Origin of the sequence: Lysinibacillus sp. OL1, assembly GCF_004332175.1 — a bacterium.
Taxonomy (GTDB): domain Bacteria; phylum Bacillota; class Bacilli; order Bacillales_A; family Planococcaceae; genus Lysinibacillus; species Lysinibacillus capsici.
On record NZ_SJDS01000006.1, the window covers coordinates 27680 to 50474 of the forward strand.

Annotated in this window: 25 protein-coding genes; 13 read left to right on the plus strand and 12 right to left on the minus strand. The window is 36.6% G+C overall.

What is annotated here, in order from left to right; all coding sequences use genetic code 11:
* Nucleotides 1-44: 44 nt before the first annotated feature.
* Both EW028_RS12255 and EW028_RS12260 read right to left on the minus strand, forming a co-directional pair.
* Nucleotides 45-554: a hypothetical protein gene (locus EW028_RS12255; protein ID WP_131521072.1), complete on the minus strand. Its 510-nt coding sequence runs from the start codon at nt 552-554 to the stop codon at nt 45-47.
* Between the two features lie 15 nt (nt 555-569).
* Nucleotides 570-1259 carry a B3/B4 domain-containing protein gene (locus tag EW028_RS12260; RefSeq protein ID WP_131521073.1) on the minus strand — a complete coding sequence of 230 codons (690 nt, stop codon included), beginning with the start codon at nt 1257-1259 and terminating at the stop codon, nt 570-572.
* A 59-nt stretch (nt 1260-1318) separates the two neighbouring features.
* Here EW028_RS12260 and queG point away from each other — a divergent pair, with 59 nt between their 5' ends.
* Entirely contained in the window at nt 1319-2449 is a 1131-nt protein-coding gene (gene queG, locus EW028_RS12265) for a tRNA epoxyqueuosine(34) reductase QueG (protein ID WP_131521074.1), read from the plus strand.
* 184 nt (nt 2450-2633) lie between these two features.
* A complete protein-coding gene (trmL, locus tag EW028_RS12270) occupies nt 2634-3107 on the plus strand; it encodes a tRNA (uridine(34)/cytosine(34)/5-carboxymethylaminomethyluridine(34)-2'-O)-methyltransferase TrmL (protein ID WP_004230835.1) in 474 nt (157 codons plus the stop codon).
* A gap of 37 nt (nt 3108-3144) precedes the next feature.
* Here trmL and EW028_RS12275 read toward each other — a convergent pair whose 3' ends face one another.
* Nucleotides 3145-3990, minus strand: a complete 846-nt coding sequence (locus EW028_RS12275; protein ID WP_131521075.1) for a VOC family protein — start codon at nt 3988-3990, stop codon at nt 3145-3147.
* Between the two features lie 391 nt (nt 3991-4381).
* Between EW028_RS12275 and EW028_RS25305 the strand changes: the two genes are divergently transcribed.
* Both EW028_RS25305 and EW028_RS12280 read left to right on the plus strand, forming a co-directional pair.
* Nucleotides 4382-4552 carry a hypothetical protein gene (locus tag EW028_RS25305; RefSeq protein ID WP_004230831.1) on the plus strand — a complete coding sequence of 57 codons (171 nt, stop codon included), beginning with the start codon at nt 4382-4384 and terminating at the stop codon, nt 4550-4552.
* Between the two features lie 82 nt (nt 4553-4634).
* Complete coding sequence (locus EW028_RS12280) at nt 4635-5465, plus strand: aldo/keto reductase (protein WP_131521076.1); 831 nt, start codon at nt 4635-4637, stop codon at nt 5463-5465.
* A 41-nt stretch (nt 5466-5506) separates the two neighbouring features.
* Here EW028_RS12280 and EW028_RS12285 read toward each other — a convergent pair whose 3' ends face one another.
* Nucleotides 5507-6346 (minus strand): RluA family pseudouridine synthase, encoded by an 840-nt coding sequence (locus EW028_RS12285; protein ID WP_131521077.1) that lies wholly within the window; start codon nt 6344-6346, stop codon nt 5507-5509.
* A gap of 54 nt (nt 6347-6400) precedes the next feature.
* Complete coding sequence (locus EW028_RS12290; RefSeq protein ID WP_131521078.1) at nt 6401-6826, minus strand: disulfide formation protein C; 426 nt, start codon at nt 6824-6826, stop codon at nt 6401-6403.
* A gap of 188 nt (nt 6827-7014) precedes the next feature.
* Between EW028_RS12290 and EW028_RS12295 the strand changes: the two genes are divergently transcribed.
* Together EW028_RS12295 and EW028_RS12300 are read left to right on the plus strand one after the other, a co-directional pair.
* The gene (locus tag EW028_RS12295; protein ID WP_054548662.1) at nt 7015-8130 is read left to right on the plus strand and encodes a GAF domain-containing sensor histidine kinase; all 1116 of its coding nucleotides are present in this window, start codon (nt 7015-7017) and stop codon (nt 8128-8130) included.
* Nucleotides 8131-8142: 12 nt separating this feature from the next.
* Nucleotides 8143-8790 (plus strand): response regulator, encoded by a 648-nt coding sequence (locus EW028_RS12300; RefSeq protein WP_004230823.1) that lies wholly within the window; start codon nt 8143-8145, stop codon nt 8788-8790.
* 48 nt (nt 8791-8838) lie between these two features.
* Here EW028_RS12300 and EW028_RS12305 read toward each other — a convergent pair whose 3' ends face one another.
* Entirely contained in the window at nt 8839-9960 is a 1122-nt protein-coding gene (locus EW028_RS12305) for a response regulator (RefSeq protein ID WP_131521079.1), read from the minus strand.
* A 555-nt stretch (nt 9961-10515) separates the two neighbouring features.
* Here EW028_RS12305 and EW028_RS12310 point away from each other — a divergent pair.
* Both EW028_RS12310 and EW028_RS12315 read left to right on the plus strand, forming a co-directional pair.
* Nucleotides 10516-11442 (plus strand): helix-turn-helix transcriptional regulator, encoded by a 927-nt coding sequence (locus EW028_RS12310; protein ID WP_131521080.1) that lies wholly within the window; start codon nt 10516-10518, stop codon nt 11440-11442.
* Between the two features lie 65 nt (nt 11443-11507).
* Entirely contained in the window at nt 11508-12245 is a 738-nt protein-coding gene (locus EW028_RS12315) for an effector binding domain-containing protein (protein WP_131521081.1), read from the plus strand.
* Nucleotides 12246-12262: 17 nt separating this feature from the next.
* Here the strand turns inward: EW028_RS12315 and EW028_RS12320 are convergent, their stop codons facing one another.
* From EW028_RS12320 to EW028_RS12335, 4 genes are all read right to left on the minus strand, one after another.
* On the minus strand, nt 12263-13165 hold the full coding sequence (locus tag EW028_RS12320) for a cation diffusion facilitator family transporter (RefSeq protein ID WP_048391796.1): 903 nt from the start codon (nt 13163-13165) through the stop codon (nt 12263-12265).
* 191 nt (nt 13166-13356) lie between these two features.
* Complete coding sequence (locus tag EW028_RS12325) at nt 13357-14676, minus strand: hemolysin family protein (RefSeq protein ID WP_004230815.1); 1320 nt, start codon at nt 14674-14676, stop codon at nt 13357-13359.
* Nucleotides 14677-15104: 428 nt separating this feature from the next.
* Nucleotides 15105-15521 (minus strand): hypothetical protein, encoded by a 417-nt coding sequence (locus EW028_RS12330; protein ID WP_131521082.1) that lies wholly within the window; start codon nt 15519-15521, stop codon nt 15105-15107.
* Nucleotides 15522-15692: 171 nt separating this feature from the next.
* Entirely contained in the window at nt 15693-15896 is a 204-nt protein-coding gene (locus EW028_RS12335; protein WP_131521237.1) for a YheE family protein, read from the minus strand.
* Between the two features lie 208 nt (nt 15897-16104).
* Here EW028_RS12335 and EW028_RS12340 point away from each other — a divergent pair, with 208 nt between their 5' ends.
* The 4 genes from EW028_RS12340 (at nt 16105) to EW028_RS12355 (ending at nt 19445) form a co-directional block, all read left to right on the plus strand.
* Nucleotides 16105-17247: a DUF445 domain-containing protein gene (locus EW028_RS12340; protein ID WP_131521083.1), complete on the plus strand. Its 1143-nt coding sequence runs from the start codon at nt 16105-16107 to the stop codon at nt 17245-17247.
* 15 nt (nt 17248-17262) lie between these two features.
* On the plus strand, nt 17263-17610 hold the full coding sequence (locus EW028_RS12345) for a YlbF family regulator (protein ID WP_004230811.1): 348 nt from the start codon (nt 17263-17265) through the stop codon (nt 17608-17610).
* A 141-nt stretch (nt 17611-17751) separates the two neighbouring features.
* Nucleotides 17752-18414 carry a ribonuclease H family protein gene (locus tag EW028_RS12350; RefSeq protein WP_131521084.1) on the plus strand — a complete coding sequence of 221 codons (663 nt, stop codon included), beginning with the start codon at nt 17752-17754 and terminating at the stop codon, nt 18412-18414.
* 119 nt (nt 18415-18533) lie between these two features.
* Complete coding sequence (locus tag EW028_RS12355; protein WP_131521085.1) at nt 18534-19445, plus strand: copper amine oxidase N-terminal domain-containing protein; 912 nt, start codon at nt 18534-18536, stop codon at nt 19443-19445.
* Nucleotides 19446-19495: 50 nt separating this feature from the next.
* Here EW028_RS12355 and EW028_RS12360 read toward each other — a convergent pair whose 3' ends face one another.
* Nucleotides 19496-19894: a hypothetical protein gene (locus EW028_RS12360; protein WP_131521086.1), complete on the minus strand. Its 399-nt coding sequence runs from the start codon at nt 19892-19894 to the stop codon at nt 19496-19498.
* Between the two features lie 165 nt (nt 19895-20059).
* Between EW028_RS12360 and EW028_RS12365 the strand changes: the two genes are divergently transcribed.
* Nucleotides 20060-21565: a coproporphyrinogen III oxidase gene (locus tag EW028_RS12365; protein ID WP_131521087.1), complete on the plus strand. Its 1506-nt coding sequence runs from the start codon at nt 20060-20062 to the stop codon at nt 21563-21565.
* Between the two features lie 22 nt (nt 21566-21587).
* On the opposite strand, the gene EW028_RS12370 is transcribed toward EW028_RS12365, so the two are convergent.
* Entirely contained in the window at nt 21588-22685 is a 1098-nt protein-coding gene (locus tag EW028_RS12370) for a CdaR family transcriptional regulator (protein WP_131521088.1), read from the minus strand.
* Between the last annotated feature and the right edge of the window lie 110 nt (nt 22686-22795).

The window sequence follows — 22795 nt, forward strand, 5'->3', positions numbered from 1 at the left end:
AAAACAGCACATCCAACTCGGGTTGGAGTCTCACCGTCCCGAGTTTAGAAATAACGGGAATCGTCAAAGTTAATTTGAATACTGTAATTTTTTGAATTAATAAGATTAGATAGTTTATGTGCATCTTTTTCTAGCTTTGTAGCCCGTTCTCGATATTCATCTGGCTCATACAAAGCGATTTCATATAACATTGTATTTTCGCCATAGCCAAATCTTACACTCTCTTTTTCTCGCATACTGAAATCTTTACACAAATCAGCCTCGGCACGGAGTTGTGTTGCTAGTTCGATGGCTTCTACTAGTGCTAGCTTTTGCCCTTTAAAGTCTACGGTGTTTTGGATGTTTGCTTCGTAAACGAGGCGGTCTAATGTACGAGTATCTAGACGAACTTGGGCTAAGTCACCTTCAATAAGGGGGAGTGCTCGATTACTTGTTTTAGGGGCTTGTCCCTTTTCAACTGTTACAAAGGCACTGCGATGCAGTTCGTTTACTAGCTCTTGAGTTTTCTTTCCTAAAATACTTTTTAGTTTAACAGCTTCTGCAAGATTAATCACGAAAACACGTCCTTTTTATAGTGTTATAGATGGTACATCATTTGATATAATTGCGATTTTATAATGTCCGCCATGAATTTGATTAAACATTTTCCCAGCTGACGCTAGCAGTTCATTCGCTGCGTCATTTGTTAAGGAAGGGCGGAAATAAAAAATATGTAACGCATCAGTTGTTTCCTCTGTGACAGCTGTGCGTTTAGAATCAACAAAAGGTGAGCCAAATGCTCCTACCTCATCACGACTATACAGAATATTTTCTAATGTGTTAAAGCGCCCATTCAAACCTTCATAACCAATCTCGTCATGACCAAGCTCAATTGCTACAAACCCTTTGATTTGAGCAACATCATATAGCCCAATTGGCATTTCATATTGAAGTGAAAAGAAATTATTTAAATCAACACCTGAATGAATTGGCGTTAAATAGTTTTGCTTACTAATTCGACGCATAAGGCTTTCTGCTGAGTGACGATAGCGGTTTGGATCAGCACCAAGCTTTTTCCAGATTTGTCGCCATTCTGCGATCCCCTCACGCTGTGTTACAGGAAGTTCCTGCATTTCAAGAAAAAGATTTTCCTGATACAATTGCATACGCCCTTTAATCATTTGAGGGGATTCTGCTACAACAATTTTGGTATAATGAATAATGCCGATTTTTAGCTCGGGATGTTGTGTTAATAGAGTTGGGTTAATGGAAATTTCCAATGAACATCACCTACTTTATCTATTTCTAATATTGTACCATGTAAGGAGTTGGAAATAAAATGAACATACACGACCTACAACGTGATTTTGTGGCATATGCGATGTCCATTGGTGTTGATAAAATAGGTTTTACAACAGCAGCTCCCTTTACAGAATTAAAAAACAGATTGCGTCGCCAGCAGGAGCTTGGCTATCAGTCTGGATTTGAAGAAAGTGATATTCAAAAACGTACAGAACCCCTTCAATTACTAGATGAAGCAGAGAGTATTATAGCAATAGCTGTGGCTTACCCTTCACGTATGCAAAATGCTCCAGTTGGTAAAAAGGGTGCGCGACGTGGAATTTTCTGCCGTGCTTCATGGGGTGTCGATTATCATACAGCATTACGTGAGCGTTTAAAGCTATTATCCACTTGGCTTGAGGAACATGTCAAAGGTGTACGTATTGAATCAATGGTTGATACAGGAGCCCTCGTAGATCGGGCGGTAGCTGAACGTGCAGGCATTGGGTGGAGCGGAAAAAATTGCTCGATTATCACGCCTGAATTTGGTTCCTATGTGTATTTAGGAGAGCTCATTACAAATATTCCATTTGCGCCAGATAAGCCAATGGAGGATGAATGCGGAGATTGTCGCCTGTGCTTGGATGTTTGTCCAACGGGAGCCTTAATACAAGGTGGACAATTGGATGCACAGCGCTGTATTGCTTTTTTGACTCAAACGAAGGGAACATTACCAGATGAGTTTCGTAGTCATATCGGTAATCGACTCTATGGCTGTGATACATGCCAGACAGTATGTCCTAAAAATAAAGGGAAAATTAATTGGATACATGAAGAATTTATGCCAGATCCAGAGCTAGCCAAACCATTATTGACACCGCTTTTAACGATTTCCAATCGAGAATTTAAGGGGAAATTTGGTCATGTTTCAGGCTCATGGCGTGGAAAAAAGCCTATTCAGCGAAATGCCATCTTGGCACTTGCTCATTTTAAAGAGGAAGCCGCCATACCAGATTTGATTGCTCTACTTCATAAAGATGACCGTCCTGTCATTCGAGGCACAGCCGCATGGGCATTGGGTAAGATTGGCGGGGATACAGCACAAACTGCCTTACATGAAGCAGAAGCTACGGAGCAGGACGAAGAAGTGCGAAGTGAAATTTATAAAGGGTTGCAGTTTTTTAAGTAGTATTGGATGTAGAAGCATTGACTAACTACAGTTTAATGTAGGGATGAAATCAATTGCTTGGAGTTCCTATGATTGAGAGCGGATCCGCTCTAATTGTGAGAAGAGTCGCTCCAAAAGAGTAAGACTTCGTTTAACTTTTTAAAGAGCTATCTTAAAGAATTTTTTAATAAGGAAGTGTGTCGTTATGCCATTGCATATCGTTTTATATCAACCAGAAATACCAGCCAATACGGGGAATATTGCACGTACCTGTGCGGGTACTAATACATCACTCCATTTAATTCGTCCGCTAGGTTTTTCAACGGATGATAAAATGCTGAAACGGGCGGGCTTAGATTATTGGCATAGTGTAAATATTGTCTATCATGATTCACTTGAGGATTTTATAGAGTACTCTAAAAATGGAGATGTTTATTTAATCGAAACATACAGTGATGAGCCGTTTACGAAAAATGATTTTAGTGATCAAGACCGAGATATTTATTTTATGTTCGGAAAAGAAACTACAGGTTTGCCGAAGGACTTTGCTTATGAACGCCGAGATATGTGTTTACGTATTCCACAAAGTGATCATGTGCGATCACTTAATTTGTCCAATACGGCTGCAATTGTTATTTATGAGGCATTACGTCAACAAGGATATCCAGGGTTACATTAAAAAGCAGTTCTCCGCTTGTGAGAACTGCTTTTTAATATTAAAACTTTAATAACACAACATTCCCCGCAGGATCCTCTGTTTGGAACCCTCCGACGATTTCCGTAACGGGTGCACCTATACCATGAAGATTATCTTTCATAGTTGCCGCTTGTTCTTCGTTATCTAAACGCAATGAGAACGTTTTTAAGCCAACTTGATTTTTTCCAAGCTTTGGTGCATTCTCTGAGTGCCACGTATTTAAGCCGATATGATGATGGTAACGGCCTGTAGAAATAAATAATGCTTGGGACCCGTAGCGTGTGACAATATCATAACCTAATCCCTTTGTATAAAATTGCTCGGCTTCAGCCAAGTTAGAGACCGATAAATGAATATGGCCCATTACTGTGCCAGCAGGCAGACCAAGCCAGTTGCCATCGCCCTCTTCTAAAATAGAACGAATATTGAGTGGTTCTGTCACCATATGCACCTGATTGTTATGCCATGTCCATTCACTTTCAGGACGATCTGCATAAATCTCGATTCCATTATGATCAGGATCATTTAAATAGAGTGCTTCACTTACAGCATGATCAGAAGCCCCAAGGTACACACCTTTTTCGTGAAAATGAGAAATAACATTAGCTAAGTCACGTCGACTAGGTAATAATAGGGCGAAGTGATAAAGTCCTGTCGTCATGCTAAGCTTATCTTCTACAGTTTTAGGCTGAACAAGAGTTAATAGAGCTGTTTCTCCATCGGCAGTTAACATAGCTTTATGTGAATCTTGTTGTAACACTTTAAAGCCAATAATTTCTTGATAAAAGGTTAAAGAGCGATGTAAATCACTCACTTTTATTTCAACATTTGTTACATATGTGTTAGGTTTTTCATGAAAATGCATTTAGAATACCTCCGAATAGTTATCTTTTTTCATTAAGTTACTTTATGTAAGTTAGTTTATTTTAAAAATAAAGGAAAGTCAAGTATTTCTATTGTTCCACAAAAAAAGAAAATCACTAAGCTTTTCTAAAAGCTTAGTGATTTTCTTGAGATATTATTTGTCAGCTTTGTAGTCGCCTTCATATCCAGCAGTGAAAATAGCTGTTAAGAAAGCAACTGTTACACCAATGATTAATAATAATTTCATGGAAGTAACCCTCCTCATGTTATAAAGAAATCTCTTTTTAGTATAGCCTATCTACTTTAAAAATGAAACGACATAGCAGAATAAAATATGTCAGAAATGGTTCAAACAGCTTGATATCGGGAAAACTAAAAGTGAGGTGATCAATATGGAAAAAAAGGTGCCAAATATTGAAAATGGGACAATGGTGAGAGATATGAAAGAATTAAAAGATTTAGGCAAGCAGATGGAGCATTTACGTGATGGTCTAGAGCTTGCGGAGGATGAGCGAATCGCTGATCCAATTCAATTGGAAGATGTTGAACAAAAGAAAAAGTAGTGTATTATAAAAAAGCCGCTTTATTTTTCTTAAATCCAATTTTTTGTATAATGGTACTAGGATAAGAAAGGGGTTGTGCTTTTTGAATTTACAATCAACGAAAACATTAACAAATGGTGTAGAAATGCCTCGTTTTGGCTTAGGTGTTTACAAAATGACAGAACGCGAGGAAACATTACAGGCTATTGATAAAGCACTTCAATACGGTTATCGAGCTATTGATACAGCATCCCTATATGGGAATGAGGTAGAAGTAGGAGAAGCAATTCGTCATTCAGGCATTCGTCGTGAAGATATTTTTGTTACAACAAAAGTATGGAATAATGACCAAGGATACGATGCAACATTACGTGCTTTTGAGGTTTCGCTAAAGAATTTAAATATGGATTACCTAGATTTATATTTAACACATTGGGCTGTCCCTGAAACATTTGAAGAAACATATCGAGCTATTGAGCGTCTTTACGATGAAAAATTAATTCGCGCAACAGGTGTATCAAATCATCATGAGCATCATTTAGAAAAAATATTGGCTAAGGCAAATACTGCACCAATGGTGAATCAAGTGGAGGTACATCCATATTTACAACAGCAGCCATTAAGCGCATTTTGTAATAAACACCAAATTGCTGTTACTGCATGGTCTCCACTAGGACGTGGTGGTGTACTTGCTGATCCTACCATTATTGAGATTGGGAAAGAGATCGACAAAACCCCTGCTCAGGTAGTACTACGTTGGCATTTACAAAATGATACACTCGTTATACCCAAATCCGTAACACCGAGCCGAATTGAGGAAAACGCACAGATTTTTGATTTTGAATTAACCCAAGATCAAATGGAGAAAATGGCAACATTAAATCGTAACCAACGATTTGGACAAGATCCTGATCATTTTAAATTTGATTTTTAAAAAAGAATAAATCCCGCACTCCTATAGAGGCGGGATTTTTCTTATTGCTCGTCCTTGACAATAATACGTTGATTTAAAAAAGGATGGTCAAATTCTAATTGAATGGCATGTAGTTCGTAATCATCACTTACTGTTTCTCGTGCACCATACATTGTATCCCCAATAATTGGATGGCCAATATAGGCTAAATGCACACGGATCTGATGTGTGCGTCCAGTCTCAAGTATGAGATGAACGACACAGGAATTTTTGTAACGCGCCACCACTTCATAATGAGTTACCGCATGCTGTCCAGTTTTAGACACAACACGTCTTGTGGCATGGTGTCGGTCTTTGCCAATTGGTTCTGCAATCGTTCCAGAAGATGTTCGTAAATTACCTTGCACCTCTGCTGCATACGTACGAATAATGGTTTTTTCCTCAATCATTCGATCGAAAATGGACTTTGCTAAAGGGTGCTTTGCTACTAGTAATAAGCCCTGTGTCCCTTTATCAAGACGATGAACATGTTCAGCATAAATGCCACCCTGTTCTTTGATATGTGCCATGACATGGTTCATACATGTATGTGTATCACGAGCATCATTAGGATGTGTTGCCATCCCTTTTGGCTTTGATACGATTAAACAATGGTCATCCTCATAGACTACATCAATAGCACATACAGGTGTTGGTTTGTAGCTAGAAGTTGGAACAGGAAACGTAAATTTGATTATTGTTCCAGTTTGTAAAGGTGTATTCCATTGAATCAGCTCATCATTTGCCAATGTGATGGCTTTGGCCATACGCAATTCATGAACGAGTTTTTTACCGAGTCGCCAATGATTACGTAGCAATTCTTCCACACTTAAGTTATCTTCAGCAATTTCATAATGAAACATAGATCTTCCTCCGTAGAAAAAACCGTATTCCAAAGGTAGAACACGGTCTTCCGATTATTTTGCAGCTTTAGAAGCTTTTATTAAATAAAAGCTTGCCCCTGCGATTAAAATAAATGCAGTTAATGCTAAAAACGGAATAGTAATAAAGCCTAACCAATTAATATATTGTCCTGTACAAGAAACTGCGCCACAGGAAGGAGCATTTTCAGCTAAATAGCTAAGCTTTTGAATTCCATAATGGTAAAGTGAAATACAGCCGCCAATCAAAGAAAATACAGCTGTTGTGACAGCAATACGCGCATTTTTTTGTATAAAGGCTACTGTCGTCATAATAACAATTGGGTACATAAAAATACGTTGAATCCAACATAATTTACAAGGTTCATAATGACGAATCTCAGAAAAATATAACGAACCTAGCGTTGCTATAGCAGAAACAATCCAAATAAATAATAAGCCATTTTCTTCTTTTTTAGACATATTCAATCTTCCCTTCATAAAACCATGTCCTTGTTCGATTATAGTGGTTCTAGTTTTATATGTAAATCAACTTACACAAAATAAGGTATGTGATGAATTTCAGTCTAAAGTATGAACGGTGGAAGCAGACGCTTTCAATAGCTTAATGGTATCATTAACAATAGTAATGCTAAAGAAGGGGTGTTTTCGTGAGAGAGAATGAGCATTCCAATATCAGTATTTTAAAAGAAATTGCTGAACTATTAAATGAAGAAACTGAAATTGTCACAATGCTAAAAGGTGCGCTCATCAAATTTTTAAATGGCACCAATTTTGAAACAGGCTGGATTTTTTTTATTGATGCAAAGGGGCGTTCAGAACTTGTTGTCCATGAAAATCTACCAGAGGCATTGGAATATAACAATTGCCATTATTTAAAAAAGGGCGGTTGTTGGTGTGTATCCCGTTATCGTAATGAAGAGCTAAAAAAAGCCTCCAATATTATTGAGTGTCAGCGTATTGAAAGTGCCATTGCCGCAAATGTTGGGGATCATGAAGGAATCACGCATCATGCGACAGTACCCCTTCAATCTGGACAAGAACGTTTTGGCGTATTAAATGTCGCATCTAAGGATACAGTGCGCTTTTCAGAGGAGGAGCTTGCTTTATTAGAATCAGTTGCCTTTCAGATGGGTTCAGCTATTAAGCGAATTTTACTGACAAAACAGGAGCAGGAAATGGCACTTGTGAAGGAACGTAATCGTCTAGCCCGCGATTTACACGATTCAGTCAATCAACTACTATTCTCGGTCACGTTAACAGCTAGGGCTGGTATTGAAATGACGGATGATTGCGAAGTGAAAGAAACATTTAAAGAGATTCAGCATTTAACACAAGACGCACTTACAGAGATGCGTGCGTTAATTTGGCAATTGCGACCTAAAGGATTGGAAAATGGTTTACTTGAGGCCATGAAAGTATACGCTGAAATGCTTGGCTTAAAACTACATGTTACAGTTTCAGGCGTATTGCAATTTCCCTCACGTATTGAAGAAACATTATTTCGCGTAGCCCAAGAGGCGTTAAATAATGTACGTCGCCATGCAGGTGTATTAGAGGCAGCATTGTATATTACTGTTACATCAACAGATATTTTGTTGGTTATTCGTGATGAGGGACGAGGCTTTGTCATTGACAACAATACAAAGTTGCTTTCGATGGGCTTACAATCTATCAAGGATCGTGCAAAATCAGTAGGTGGAACTGCCGACTGGGTAAGTGAAATTGGCAAAGGTACGGAGCTGCTAATCCGCTTGCCATATTAAGGGGGAGAGGACATGATACGTGTATTAATTGCAGACGATCATCACGTGGTGCGTAGAGGACTACTGTTTTTCTTAAAGACACAAAAGGATATTGAGGTTGTTGGAGAGGCAAAAAATGGGCACGAAGCGGTTGCATTAGCAGAAAGCATTCAACCAGATATTATCTTAATGGATTTAGTCATGCCTGAAATGGATGGCATTCAGGCGACTAAACGCATCAAAGCGAAATTTCCACAAATAGAAATTTTAATGCTTACTAGCTTTTCTGATCGAGACCATGTGGTGCCAGCAATGGAGGCTGGAGCGGCAGGCTATCAGTTAAAAGATATTGAGCCAGATGAATTGGTCTTATCCATTCGTCGTATTATGCGTGGTGAAAACACTTTACATCCTGAAGCAACGACAACGCTTGAAATGGATCGCCAGGAATCACAGAATGCACCCCATTTATTAAATCCGCTGACACCTCGTGAGCAGGATGTGCTAGCAGAGCTTACAAAAGGAAAGAGTAATCGGGAAATTGCATCTTCACTCTTTGTCACAGAAAAAACAGTGAAAACCCATATTTCAAATATTTTTACAAAGCTACAAGTACAAGACCGTACACAGGCAGCGCTGTATGCTGTTAAGCACGGGCTAACTGAAGGTAGTGGGATGTAAATAAACGGCGAGCTTCTACTCACATAGAAGCACTCGCCGTTTTTTACATTATTTATGTTGAACAAATAATTTTTTGGATATCTCTAATAATGTAGAGCTTGGTGTTAGTGCTAAATCTTCCACTAGTTTTTGCGTATATGTTTGGAAAATTTTGAGTGCCTGATCATGAAGCCCTGCCTGTATTAACGTATATAAATAGTGCTCAATTTTTTGTTCATTATAGGGATCATACTCTATTAATGCATGTAAAAATTCCATAGCTCTTTCAGTGTCTGAAAAGACTGTTGTTTGAAACCCTTTTTCTAATAGCTCTATGTATGATTTCATTAATTTATCTTTATAGGCAGTTGACCATTCATAATCATCAAAAACAAATAAGCCATTCTTATAAATAGAAAGACATTGATCAATCAAAGAAATAGAAGGAAATTCAAGTTTTGCAAAATCTTCATGAAGTTTTTGAAAATCGTATAAATCACATACGATATTTGGCTTTTCGAAGATATAGTATTTATTTGAAAAGACAATACAGTTTTCATAGCCAATTGTATTTAGAGTTTTCCTTAAATAAGATAGAGCTGTATGAAGATTTGATTTGGCTCTTACATAATCTAAATCTGGCCATAGAATTTCAATTAGATAATCTCGATGAATCGGTATATTTGGATGCAAAATAAAATAAGCAAACATTTCTTTTGTCTTTTCTGTTTTAAATGCCACTAAACTATTGTTACTATAGACGGCAAATTGATCGAAGCATTGTACATTTAATACAGTTTGTGTAGCTTGTTGAAGCATTTGCTGAATTGAGAATTCATGTTCAATACGGGCTACAGTTTTTTCTAAACGGGCATGACTGATAGGCTTTAATACATAGTCGAGACTGCCAATTTCATAGGCTTGTAATGCAAATTCATGATAGGAGGTAATGAAAATTACACTGACTTGTGGACGTTCCGTTTTGATAATATCAGCAACTTCAAGTCCTGATAATTCTTGAAGTTTTACTTCTAAAAAGATAGCTTCAAATTCCATAGTGGGTAGTTCATTCAGAAATACTTCTACGCTAGTAAAGGTTTGAATCACCTGTATTTGTTGAAAGGCATGTAGTTTATTTTGAAAATAGTGTAAAGCTAAAGGTTCATTGTCTATTAAAACGGCTCGAATCACATCAAACTCTCCTTTATACAATTAAATTAAAAACATTAAACTCTAGTTCATTTTGGGTGAAAAGGCTTCCTACTATATAGTGAAGGGCAAGAAAAGTGAAACTCACTCAACTTTTCTATTAAAAATTTGATGCTAGAAAAAGCAATTTATGTTGTAGTTCTTTCACGGGTGAGAGTCAATGAATCCCGATGTGTTTGTCACATCGCGTCAAATCCATTCAAAGAAAATATCGCCGTTCATTATATAGAAGATAGAAGTTTTTTATGTTGTGTTAAGAGAATTGAAATAATTGTTTAGGCGTTAAAATCAAACTATTCTTATACAAAAATGAAACAACATAGTATTGTTAATGAAAGTTGCATACGGGCATTAGCCTTGTTTTTTCTTTTATTGTTAAAATAGTATAATTGTTATAACAATAATTAGGCGTTATTATAGTACATTTGTCTTAAAAAATACTCAAAAAGTACTTAAAAAATACTTAAAAAGATAGTTTGTTAATTAAAATAGAAGTATATATAGGAATAATGGGATGGCAAGAAAGGAGATTTTACCATGAAATTAGAAAGACTTCTAACCATGACGATGATATTAATCAACCGTAAAAAGGTTAAGGCACAGGAATTAGCAGAGTTATTTAATGTTTCGATTCGTACCATCTATCGAGATATTGAAACACTGAGCTGTGCTGGTGTACCTGTTATTAGTCAGCAAGGTGTAAATGGTGGTATTAGTTTAATCGATGGGTATCGTGTTGATAAGCAAGTGTTGACGAAGGATGAGCTCACGTCACTTTCTATTGCGATTAAAAGTGCGTTGACTACCTATGAAGATTCCCACGCTGAAGCCGTGCTCGAGAAAATAACGAGTATTGCTGATGATCATGTAAAACAATCGATGGACCATCTGTTTGTTGATCTTAGTCCATGGGGACCAAACGCTCTCTTTAAAGAGCATATTACGACGCTCAAGACAGCTATAGAGAATAATCGTTGCATAAGCTTTCATTATTCTACTACTTATGGTGAACAAACAAGCCGAATAGTCGAACCACATACAATTGTTCAAAAAGGGAAGATATGGTATTTGTATGGCTATTGTACATTAAGAAAGGACTTTCGTTTATTTAAGCTTGCGAGAATGAAACATTTGCTTCAAGCTAATTCTACCTTTGATCGTAAGGAAGTGAATTTAAGTGAACTCCCTTGGGGTAAAGAATGGCATCGACCGCAAAACGTAGTCGATTTGGTCATTTCTTTTGATAAAGACATTACAACATTGGTGGAAGAATCCTTTGGTGCAGAACATATAGACCATGAACAATCTATGATTCATATATCTATACCTGAAGATGAATGGCTTTATGGTTTCTTGCTAAGCTTTGGCCATCGCATTAAAATTATGGAACCACCTTATATAAGAGATATCATTCAAAAACGAGCTTTAGAAATTGTTCAATTATATAAAAATCTAGATAATTGATGACAGACAGTTGTCAGGTTTCCTTTGCTATAGTAAGTACAAATAAAGCGAAAGGTGGAATGACGATGCAAAGCTATTGTCAAAGCTGCGGTATGCCTTTAGTAGAAGAGGCATTATTGGGTACTGAAAAAGAAGGGGGAAAAAGTCAGGATTATTGTACATATTGTTACGAGGGGGGCGAGTTTAAACAACCCCAGTTAACAGTAGACGAAATGATTGAAATTTGTGTACCGCATCTTATGGAAGGTGGTATGCCAGAAAATGAAGCACGTAATATGCTGACTTCCTTTTTGCCAAATTTAAAGCGATGGAGAAAAAGTGAGTGGCGAGAACCAAAAGTAGTTGAATTAAATGCATTTAACATCGTGGGTATTTCAACTCAAACAAGTAATGCCAATGAAATAACAGAGCAAGCTAAAATTCCGCAATTATGGGATCACTTTTATCAGCAAAATATTACGGATCAAATAGCCGAGCGAAAAAATGGTCATGTCTATGGTTTGTATTCAGACTATGAGACGGATGTGAATGGTAATTATACTCTTACACTAGGAGTAGAGGTAGATAATGATGACATTCAAACTGATTTAGTAGTAAAAACGATTCCAGCAGCTAAGTATCTAGTTTTTACATCAGATAAAGGCGTGATGCCTGAAGTTGTCATTCAAACTTGGCAAGAGATTTGGACATGGTTTGCAAATTCTAAAGTTGAACGAACATATACAGGCGACTTTGAACTGTATGATGAACGATGTGCTAATCCACATGATTCACAAGTGGCTATTTATATAGCTATTAAATAAAAAAAGTCTCCTACCAATCAATTGGTAGGAGACTTTTCTTCGTTTTGTGGAGGAATGATATGTGGCTCAATATGCACAAGAACCTGACAAAAGCGATTTTCACGCATAATGGTATGTTCGATTTCTTCGGTTATACGATGACTTTCAAAGACATTTAAATAAGGGTCTACTGTGACAGTTACGTCGATAAAGTACATATTCCCATGGGCACGTCCTTTAAAGTCTAAAAGCTCCATTACCCCATCCACGTTACGGATTAAGACCGATAACGTTTCAACTTCATCAATATCAAAGGCATCTGTAAGACTTTGAACAGCTTCCCAAAAAATTTCTACTGCTGTTTTAATAATTAAAAGGGCAACAATGAGAGCTGTAAGTGAATCAATGATCGGAAAGCCGAAAATGGCTCCGAAAATACCAATGGCTGTACCGATGCTGACAAGTGCATCGGAGCGATTGTCAAAGGCAGCTGCTTTAACAGCGGCGCTTTTAATTTTTTTAGATAGTGCCAAATTATAGCGGTAAACCACATACATGACAACTGCACTACCTATTGCGACATAGGCAGTTAACAGTGAAGGTGTTGTTCCAGTGGGCTCCCACAAGCTTTTTAGGGAACTAACTAATACTTGGAGACCGACAACAAGCATAATGAACGATGCGACTAAAGAGGCAACCGTCTCAGCTCGTAAATGTCCGTATTGATGGTTGGAATCAGGTGGTCTTTGGGCAATGCGTAAACCAACCAGTACCGCGATGGAAGCAATGATATCAGTGGTGTTGTTTAAACCATCAGCTTTTAGAGCCTCAGATGTACCAATGTAGCCTATTGTAAGCTTAGCAGAGCTTAGGATAAGATATGTACCAATGGATAGCCATGCACCTTTTTCCCCTTGACGTAAATTTGTATAGAGCTCCATTTTGTTTCCTCCTCGCAAAACTTTCGAACATTAGAAAACGACCCCCTTTTAAAAAGGGAGTCGTTTCATCTATTTATTACAGTCGTTGCTCCCACCTATATAAGGTGTGAAGAAAAGACCATATTTATAGCCTAGATTATACAAGCGTGCTTCTAATAGTACCACGACAAGTATGGCAAATCAATTCAATTTTAGTCAATGACTGCGTCATATTCATTTGATAAATCACTGTTAGGTAATTTCAGAACTTCTAAGTATAAAATATGGTGACCATCTAATTCTTTTGCGATAAATTCAAAACCTTGCTCTTCAATACTGTCACCTTCGACCGCATCAAAACGCTTCGTCATGAACCAACCACCGATAGTATCAATATCATCATCTTCTATGTCAGTACCAAGCATATCATTTACATTTTCAAGAAGCATCTTAGCATCTAAAATAAAATGATTTTCTGCAATTTCTTGTACTTCCGGGATTTCGTCTTCATCAAATTCATCTTGAATATCGCCGACAATTTCCTCAATAATATCTTCAATCGTCACTAAACCAGATGTTCCGCCATATTCATCCATTAAAATGGCCATATGAATACGTTCACGTTGAATTTTTAGTAATAGATCGTTAATTTGCGTTGTTTCCATCACTCGAATAATAGGTTGCATATAATCAATGACTGGCTTATCACCATTTTTAGGATCTTTAATGTAAGCGGTTAATAAATGCTTCATGTTAACTAATCCAATAATATGATCTTTATCTCCATCCAGAATTGGATAACGAGTATATTGCTCAACACCCATTAAATCAAACACTTCTTTAATTGTTAGCTCTTTTTCTATGCCGACAATTTCAGTTCGAGGAACCATAATTTCTTTTGCAAGACGATCAGAGAACTCGAAAATACTGTTAACATATTCATATTCTGAGTTATTAATTTCTCCACCTTTTAAACTATCCGACAAAATCATACGCAGCTCTTCCTCTGTATGAGCCACTTCTGATTCTGACATCATTTTTAAGCCGAAAAGACCTGTTAAACCACGAGCAGAGCCATTTAATAGCTTAATGATGGGATACGTAATATTGTGGAAGATGATTAATGGACCAGAAAAATTTAATGTGACAAATTCTGCTTTTTGGATGGCTAATGTTTTTGGCGCCAATTCCCCAATAACAACATGCATAAACGTAACGATTGAGAATGCAAGTATGAATGAAAGGATAGATGTAATACTACCATTCAAATTTAGAAATTCAAACACTGGGTGTAAAATGATTTCAAATGTAGGTTCACCTAACCAACCTAAACCAAGTGCAGTGATGGTAATACCTAGCTGGCATGCAGATAAGTACTCATCTAAATCTGAAACAACACGTTTTGCATTTTTCGCTTTTTTATGCCCTTCCGCGAGCAATTGATCAATGCGGGTAGATCTCACTTTTACGATTGCAAATTCAGTTGCAACGAAAAATCCAGTCATTATAATTAGTAGGGCGAATGCCGCCAACCTAATGGTTATCTCCAATATGTCTCCGTCCAAATAATTCCTTTGTTCCCGCCCGAATGAGGGAAGTAAACAAAGTGTACACCTCCTATGATTTAAAAAATTGTTGGATGTTTCAATCATAAATTATTTAAAAGAAAAACACAAATATTGACAACAACTTTTTCACTTGTTTTTCATGGATCTTTTGTAAAAATGCAACTAGATTCAAATACCAAAAGATTGTAATTACCATGGCTATATGCTAACTTTAGAAAGATCAAAGATAGTTTGTTTAGGGAAAGAAGCATTTTGCATCTCATATAATACGACACGTCAAAAATCTCAAGAGTGCTTTAGCTTGCGGATTTTTTTAAATGAATTATTTTTTATAGAAAGGGGGGAGTCTCAATCATCATTTGAGACTCCCCCTTTCTAAATGTTTGACCTATTTATTCTTGCTGGAAGCGTAATTTTAAACACGCTTTTTCAACGTCATGAACCGTTTCTTTTAAAGGTATTTCACCTGTAAGCGGAGCGATAGATACAGGTGCTTTTTCCGTTATGCCTTGCTGTGTTAAAACATAGTTCTTATTATTATACGTTAAATAGAACGTTTTAATCGATTTCTTGCCGAAAGAGCTAGTAGAAGAATCAAAGAAGCCCTTTAGTTGACTGCAATACTCATTGTAAAAGTCGCTTTTATAGCCAGAAAGTTCCTCGAATTTCTTACTATTAACAGCACCCGCTTCATCCACTAATTCGAATATTTTAGCGGAAAATTCTGAAAAAAATTCTTTTACTTTTACACGAATTAACGCTTTTGAATTATAGCTATTTAAGTCATCCGAAAGTGTGACTTTACTCATTGAAATGGCCCCCTGCATAAAAAACATTTACTATTAAGCTGATATCATAAATGTATAAGAAAAATATACAAATTTCAACAGGATTCAACATAATTAGCTTAAATGGCGTGCTATTAATAGTAAATATAGGTATTTTTATACGGGATCACAACGAAAAATTGACTATCAAATTCAATCGTATACATGAAACAGCATAAGTTCATGTATCATTTTTTTAACAACCTCCTCGTCTGATGGAATGGCTCCTATCCACTCAATCGTACCGTCCTTTAAATATTCCCCTTGGTATCGTTCTCGTTGATAAAAAAACGAAATAGACCACCCAGGTAGTTGCGTGTTTTCAAATAGTGGTTTAAAACTGAAATGTTGAATCATCATCAAACCTCGCTTCTTATAGTATGTAGTCATATTATTCAAGTATAAAGGTATTTTTGCAACTATTCACTTTTCATAGAAGTAAATAGGATGAGATTGAAATTCTAAAGGGGTATTTCTTTCGTTGAAAATCATTGCTCTGCTATAATGAGTGCAGAAGGCGACAAAATACGCCAATCTTGAATACAATTGAAATGAGAGGATACTAATGGATAATTTTATAGTGACATTACTTTTTATGGCTATCATTGGGGCTGCAATTGGGGGCGTTACAAATCACTTAGCCATTAAAATGCTTTTTCGTCCATATAAAGCGATATATATTAAAAATTGGCGTGTACCGTTTACACCAGGCCTTATACCCAAACGACGTGATGAATTAGCTAAACAGCTGGGTCTTACAGTAGTTAATTATTTACTAACACCTGAAACATTTAGAAAAAAGTTTTTCTCTAAGGATATTCAAGACAAAGTAGAACACTTTGTGCAAACAAAAGTTGAAGAAACAATCTTTACAAACGACAAAACAATTCAGGATTGGCTAAACTTAGCTGGGTTTGCTCATCTACCTACTACCATTGAACAGAAGGTTGAAGCAATTGTTGAGGGACAATTTTCGTCAGTAAAGAATACACTATCAACAAAATCAATTCGTACGCTGCTATCAGATGATATCCAAAATACAATTGATGCTAAAATTCCAGTAGCAGTTCAGCACATTTTAGAAAAAGGCGAGGATTATTTTTTATCACCAGAAGGTGAAATGACGATTAAGGCAATGATTGATGACTTTTTATCATCAAAAGGGTCTCTAGGCGGCATGATCAATATGTTCTTAGGTGATTCCTCTTCATTAGTTGGGAAAGTTCAACGTGAGCTTGTGAAGTTTTTACAAGCACCAGGAACAACAACCTTACTAACAAAAATATTTTCGCAGGAATGGGAAAAACTTAAAGATCGACCAGCTATGGACTTTTTGCAAGATGTTCAATTTGACCCCATTTTATCGAAATTACAAGTGTACGTGAAAGAACAATTAGCAATCTCTGAACGTTTAAATCAACCGATTTCTTATTATTGGCCACAAGGAAATGACTGGGCGAAGTATACCGTGATTCCACAAGCTATAGAAAAAGCTTTTGTGAAGGCAGAGGAAAAACTTGAGGATGTACTAAAACGTTTAAACTTACAAGAGGTCGTGCGAGAGCAGGTTGACTCATTCCCAGTAGAGAAATTAGAGGAGCTTGTATTAGGTATTTCAAAACGTGAGTTTAAAATGATTACTGTATTAGGTGCAGTGCTTGGTGGATTGATTGGGATTGTGCAAGGCTTGATTGTTTACTTTATTTAAAAGGAGATTGTATGAATGATTAATATTTATAATGACATTAATGCGCTAGAAGCAACTTTCCGTAAGATTCCAGAATTTGAAGCGTTAAAAGCTGCTGTTGAAGTTGTTAAAAATGATGAAGAGGCATTAAATGTCTTTAAAAACTTCCGTAAAATCCAAATCGAATTACAGAAAAAGCAATTAGCTGGTGAGGATATTTTGGAAGATGAGCTTGTCTATGCACAAAAAGCGGCACAGCTTGCACAGCAAAATGAAAAAATTTCAACGATGCTTGAGGCAGAAATGAAGGTAAGTAAAGTAATCGAAGAAGTAAATCGCATTTTAATAAAACCTATCCAAGGTTTATATGAAGGAATTCAATAATAGGTGATAAGCGCAATTTAAAAAGGAATAATTTTTCTAGGAATTGCACATATAACAAGTGAGAGGAAAACGTGTATCCGCTATTGGTCGGTACACGTTTTTGCTTTATGTACCAGTTAAAGAGTATGGGAGGTTATGAATATGCATGTCATCATTGAATGGACCTATAAAACACCAAAAGGAGCAACAACAGTTTTACGTTCAGCTGAAATGCCTGCAGCTCAAGCATTTTTACTTGCAGAGGATATGGAAAGAACGGGAAGGGTAAAATCGCTACATTGTGTTGATCGGCAAGATACAAATTGGTCACTTAAAGAGCTAAAAGCATATTTAAAGGAAATTGATACAGAGCCTCATAATATTACGCTCTATTTTGATGGAGGTTTTGATCGTGGGACAAGGCAAGCAGGACTAGGCTGCGCCATTTATTACGAACAAAATGGTAAACCTTTACGATTGAGAAGGAATGCCTTTTCGTCTGAATTGAAATCAAATAACGAGGCAGAGTATGCAGCGCTTTATTTAGCCTTAGTAGAGCTAGAACTTTTAAATGTCCACCATTTGCCTGTGCGTATTATAGGAGATTCACAAGTGGTCATCAATCAGCTGAATGGGGAATGGCCAGCATTGGAAAAAGAACTAGCAAGCTGGGCAGATAAAATTGATGCTAAGCTGGAGCAACTTCACATTCAAGCCGAATATCAGCTTGTTTCACGTAAGGATAATTCGGAAGCGGATCGCCTTGCTACTCAAGCTTTAAATGGCATCGATATTACTGGTTTGAGCGAGATTGTTAAAGAATAGGAATAAGAGGTGGCAGTAGATACTGCCACCTCTTTCTCATAAAATCCTCGGTTTGCACTGAAACTTTTTCCATTTTAAAACTACTACTACTATGAATCCAAACAATAAGGAGAGATTTTATGAACATGAAAAAAATAGCACCTGCAGCTATGTCTGCATTATTATTTGGAAGTGCCCTTGTACCAGTAGCTTCAGCAAATGAGCAGCAATCTACAGAAGCGGAGGTACCACAAATACAAATTGATCCCGTACACATTTTTAATGATACTCGTGGTACTGTGGAAGATGTTCGTGTTGGGGAAAATATTACATATTACACAGTAAAAGAAGGCGAGCAAACAAATGTATTAGAAATTACTAAAGATACTCTCGTGTTCGACAATACTGGGAAGAAAGTGGAGCTACAAAAGGGTGATAAAGTATTAGCTTATACCTTTGCTAACAAACCGCAAAAATATATTTATCCACCACAATTCAATCCAGAGGTTGTCATCGTTGAAACAGAAGAAGTTGGTTTTGTAGAAGTGGATTATTTCTTTGAAGATTTAACTAATACGTATGATATTTTAAAATTAAATATTGGGAAAGAAACAGAGCTATTCAATGAAAAAGGTGAAAAGGTGGACGCTAAAGATTTAGCAGAGAAGCATCTGATTGTTTTCTATACGGCCTCTACTAAAAGTATCCCAGCTCAAACAACACCATCTAAAGTAATTGTACTGAACGATGATTCCTCAACTACTAAGAATCCAATAAATGAAGAAATTGATAATATTATCGCATCAGATTCTTATGAAGTAGCTGGTACAAAAATGGTGCCATTACGTGTGATCGCTGAAAAGCTTGGCTTCAAAGTGGATTCTACAGGCAAGGGGGCAATCCTTTCAAAAGGGAATATATCTTACACAATTACTCGCGGTGAAAAAACATTTGGCTATAATAAGGCATTACGTACACTAACAGTCGCACCGACCTTAAAAGATACAAAGACATATGTACCTGTTGAATTTGTGGATGAATATTTAAAATAATTAAGAAAATAGTATGCCAACAATGCTTGGCATACTATTTTTATTTGTGGTTACTCAGCCATTGCTAGATCGTAATGGTTCTTTGAGGAAATAAAGGCTGGATACTTTTTCGCAAATTGTTGGAGACATTGTTTAAAGGATATTGTACTCATGAAGTTTTTAGCTAATACCATTTCATCTGAATACAATAAAAATTGCTGAAAATGCTGTTGAATAAATACCCTTGTCTTTTCATAATGCTTGTTAATTGAAATAGCGCCATAGATTTCTTGTTGATCAATAATATAAATAAAATCACAAAGTACTTTATGTGTGCCGTAATTAAGTTTTACCGTGACATATAATGTTTTTTCGTCACAGCGCTCTAAATCAAAATGGTGGAATGCTACTTCTACTTGATGAATAAAGCTCGAAACAGATGTATAATTGTCATTTTTTAAAATAAACATTCTCGACACCACCTTTTCTGAAAATTATAATGACAAAAAAATAGTTTGTCTATATTTAAACTGAATATTCTGTTATTTTATAGATTCTAATTGTTATTTTGCTTATAGTCATAGAAATTTGTTAAACTTAAATCTGCAATATATAAAAGAAGAGAGCGAAACGAAATGAAAATTATTCATATAGATCAAAAATATCCTGAAGATTGGATTCGCGTATTAAATCATATTGCGAATTTATTTTTTGAGGATTCCAAGCTGAAGGTTGAACCAATGGGAGCAGATATGTCTGCTTCATTTGACTATCAGACTGGAGACGATTTTTCCATTTCTACAAAAGCAAACTTGATTGTAGATGGTAAGCAATACACGAATGAGTACAGTATTCAATATGATTCCCCAGCAACAGATCGTGAGCTAAATATTCGCATAAAACGTGCATTGTCACATGTATTTTTAGATGTTCTTGAACAGCATACTGGAGTGCATCAGCAATGGGGGATTTTAACGGGTGTACGCCCAACAAAGCTGTATCATAAATTTAGAAAAGAAGGTAAAAGTGAGCAAGAAATTGCTGATCTATTAATTCGAGATTTCCGCTTATCAAAGGAAAAAGTTGGACTATTAAAGGAAATTGTGGACCGACAACTAGTGACCATTCCTGATCTTGATGCCATTGGAGAAGAAATCAGTGTTTATATTGGTATTCCATTCTGCCCTACCAAATGTGCATATTGCACTTTCCCAGCCTATGCGATTGGTAGCAATCGTAAGCAGGGGCGTGTTACGACTTTTTTAGATGGCTTGCATATTGAATTGCGCGAAATGGGCAAATGGCTGAAGGACAATGATATGAAAATCACCTCCATTTATTGGGGTGGTGGTACACCGACTTCAATTGAGGCCGATGAAATGGATGCCTTATATCAAACGATGTTTGAATCATTCCCTAACCCTGAAACAATTCGAGAGGTGACAGTTGAAGCAGGAAGACCTGATACCATCACACCAGAAAAATTAGAAGTACTAAAAAAATGGGGTATTGATCGTATTAGTGTAAATCCACAATCTTATACTGATGAAACATTAAAAGCAATTGGTCGTCATCACACGGTTCAGGAAACCATTGATAAGTTTTGGCTTGCAAGAGCATCAGGTATGAATAATATTAATATGGATCTTATAATTGGGCTACCGAATGAAGGGATTGAAGAATTCCAACATTCATTAGAGGAATCGGCAAAGATGCAGCCAGAGTCTTTAACTGTTCATACGCTATCATTTAAACGTGCATCAGAGATGACGCGTAATAAGGATAAATACAAAGTAGCCGACCGTGATACGGTAGCTGAAATGATGGAAATGGCCCAAATTTGGACAAAAGAAAATGATTATGTTCCATACTATTTATATCGTCAGAAAAATATTTTAGGTAATTTAGAAAATGTCGGCTATAGTAAAGCGGGAGAAGAAAGTATTTATAATATCGTTATTATGGAAGAAGTGCAGACAATCTTAGGAATTGGCTGTGGGGCATCCTCAAAATTTGTTCATCCCGAAACAGGGAGAATTACACAATTCCATAATCCGAAAGATCCTGCTGCCTATATCATGACCTTTGAAGAGGCTATTGGGAAGAAAATTGAATTTTTAAATGAATTATATAAGGCTTAATGATAAAGGCAATCTGATCTGTTCAGATTGCCTTCATTGTTTGCAGTGTTCGCAAGGTACAGGCCATTTTTAGCAGAACAGCATCCTCAAAGTATTGCGGATCATAGCCTGTTAATTCCCTTATTTTATTTAAACGATAAGTAAGTGTATGTCGATGAATATTCAATTGCTGAGCACAATGCTTTAGCTGTAAATTACAGTCAAAAAACGATTGTAATGTTTCCAATTGTTTAGCGTCTAAATTTTTGAGTATACGATGGTAAAATGCTTGAACCTCCTCCGATTCACGAGGTTTAAAAAGGGAAAATAACTCGACATCTTCAAAAAAAGTCAATTCATTATGGATTGTAGCAAATTTTAGAGCTGTTCTGGCACCTTGGTAGCTATAGGGAAGCTGAGATAAATGCTGAACCACAGGCCCTACACCAATTTGAAGGGAGGGAAGTTTCTGCTTCTGCTTACGCAGTGCTTTTATAATAGGACGGCAATTTTGCTCCCCGCAATTTGTTAGTAGGATATAGTATTCCTGTAATTGGCTATGACCAGCAAGAACAGGCTGTTTGTAAAATAGATCCTCAAAAAAGAAGGGTATTGTATTTTCTGCGTAGGATGCTTCATTTAAGCTCACTAAAATCACCTGAAAAGGGCCCGAAAGAGCAAATGGTAATTTCTGAATCCGTTCATTTAAGGCTCCGTCTAGCTTACTTCCATGAACGAGTGCTTCAAATATGTAATCGTTATTCTTTCGTTGCCATTCGCTTTTAGATTCAACAATCGCTTGATGGGCCATAATCTCTGTTGTGAGTTGAACGAGATTAGCAATTTCAAGCATATCGTCTGAATCTCCTGTAATACCTATAACACCTACAACCTCATCTTGATACATAATTGGCATATTGATGCCTGGTTTTGTGTTTGGATAAAGTGCTATATTTTCCTCATTTATAATTAGAGTCTCTTTTGTCTGTGCTACATATAGTGCACCTTCATGAATATTTTCCACCCTCATTTTATCTCCAGAAGCTAAAATGACCCCACTTGGGCTGATAACATTAATATTGTGACGCAAGCGCAGCATCGTTTGATGGACGATGTCTTCTGCTAACTTTTTTGTCAACATGTTTATACACCTCGCATAAAAAACAGCCTGTTATATGACAGATAAATTGTACACTTATTATAATGTTTTCTGAATTTATTGTCATTATAATAAATTGTAAGCGCTTAACT

Coding starts and splice junctions, on each gene's coding strand:
- EW028_RS12350 (WP_131521084.1), top strand. CDS start 17,752: ATGCATGTCATCATTGAATGGACCTATAAAACACCAAAAGGAGCAACA.
- EW028_RS12310 (WP_131521080.1), top strand. CDS start 10,516: ATGAAATTAGAAAGACTTCTAACCATGACGATGATATTAATCAACCGT.
- queG (WP_131521074.1), top strand. CDS start 1,319: ATGAACATACACGACCTACAACGTGATTTTGTGGCATATGCGATGTCC.
- EW028_RS12335 (WP_131521237.1), bottom strand. CDS start 15,896: ATGATTCAACATTTCAGTTTTAAACCACTATTTGAAAACACGCAACTA.
- EW028_RS12355 (WP_131521085.1), top strand. CDS start 18,534: ATGAACATGAAAAAAATAGCACCTGCAGCTATGTCTGCATTATTATTT.
- EW028_RS12365 (WP_131521087.1), top strand. CDS start 20,060: ATGAAAATTATTCATATAGATCAAAAATATCCTGAAGATTGGATTCGC.
- EW028_RS12275 (WP_131521075.1), bottom strand. CDS start 3,990: ATGCATTTTCATGAAAAACCTAACACATATGTAACAAATGTTGAAATA.
- EW028_RS12300 (WP_004230823.1), top strand. CDS start 8,143: ATGATACGTGTATTAATTGCAGACGATCATCACGTGGTGCGTAGAGGA.
- EW028_RS12285 (WP_131521077.1), bottom strand. CDS start 6,346: ATGTTTCATTATGAAATTGCTGAAGATAACTTAAGTGTGGAAGAATTG.
- EW028_RS12360 (WP_131521086.1), bottom strand. CDS start 19,894: ATGTTTATTTTAAAAAATGACAATTATACATCTGTTTCGAGCTTTATT.
- EW028_RS12330 (WP_131521082.1), bottom strand. CDS start 15,521: ATGAGTAAAGTCACACTTTCGGATGACTTAAATAGCTATAATTCAAAA.
- EW028_RS12315 (WP_131521081.1), top strand. CDS start 11,508: ATGCAAAGCTATTGTCAAAGCTGCGGTATGCCTTTAGTAGAAGAGGCA.
- EW028_RS12290 (WP_131521078.1), bottom strand. CDS start 6,826: ATGTCTAAAAAAGAAGAAAATGGCTTATTATTTATTTGGATTGTTTCT.
- EW028_RS12345 (WP_004230811.1), top strand. CDS start 17,263: ATGATTAATATTTATAATGACATTAATGCGCTAGAAGCAACTTTCCGT.
- trmL (WP_004230835.1), top strand. CDS start 2,634: ATGCCATTGCATATCGTTTTATATCAACCAGAAATACCAGCCAATACG.
- EW028_RS12340 (WP_131521083.1), top strand. CDS start 16,105: ATGGATAATTTTATAGTGACATTACTTTTTATGGCTATCATTGGGGCT.
- EW028_RS12370 (WP_131521088.1), bottom strand. CDS start 22,685: ATGTTGACAAAAAAGTTAGCAGAAGACATCGTCCATCAAACGATGCTG.
- EW028_RS25305 (WP_004230831.1), top strand. CDS start 4,382: ATGGAAAAAAAGGTGCCAAATATTGAAAATGGGACAATGGTGAGAGAT.
- EW028_RS12320 (WP_048391796.1), bottom strand. CDS start 13,165: ATGGAGCTCTATACAAATTTACGTCAAGGGGAAAAAGGTGCATGGCTA.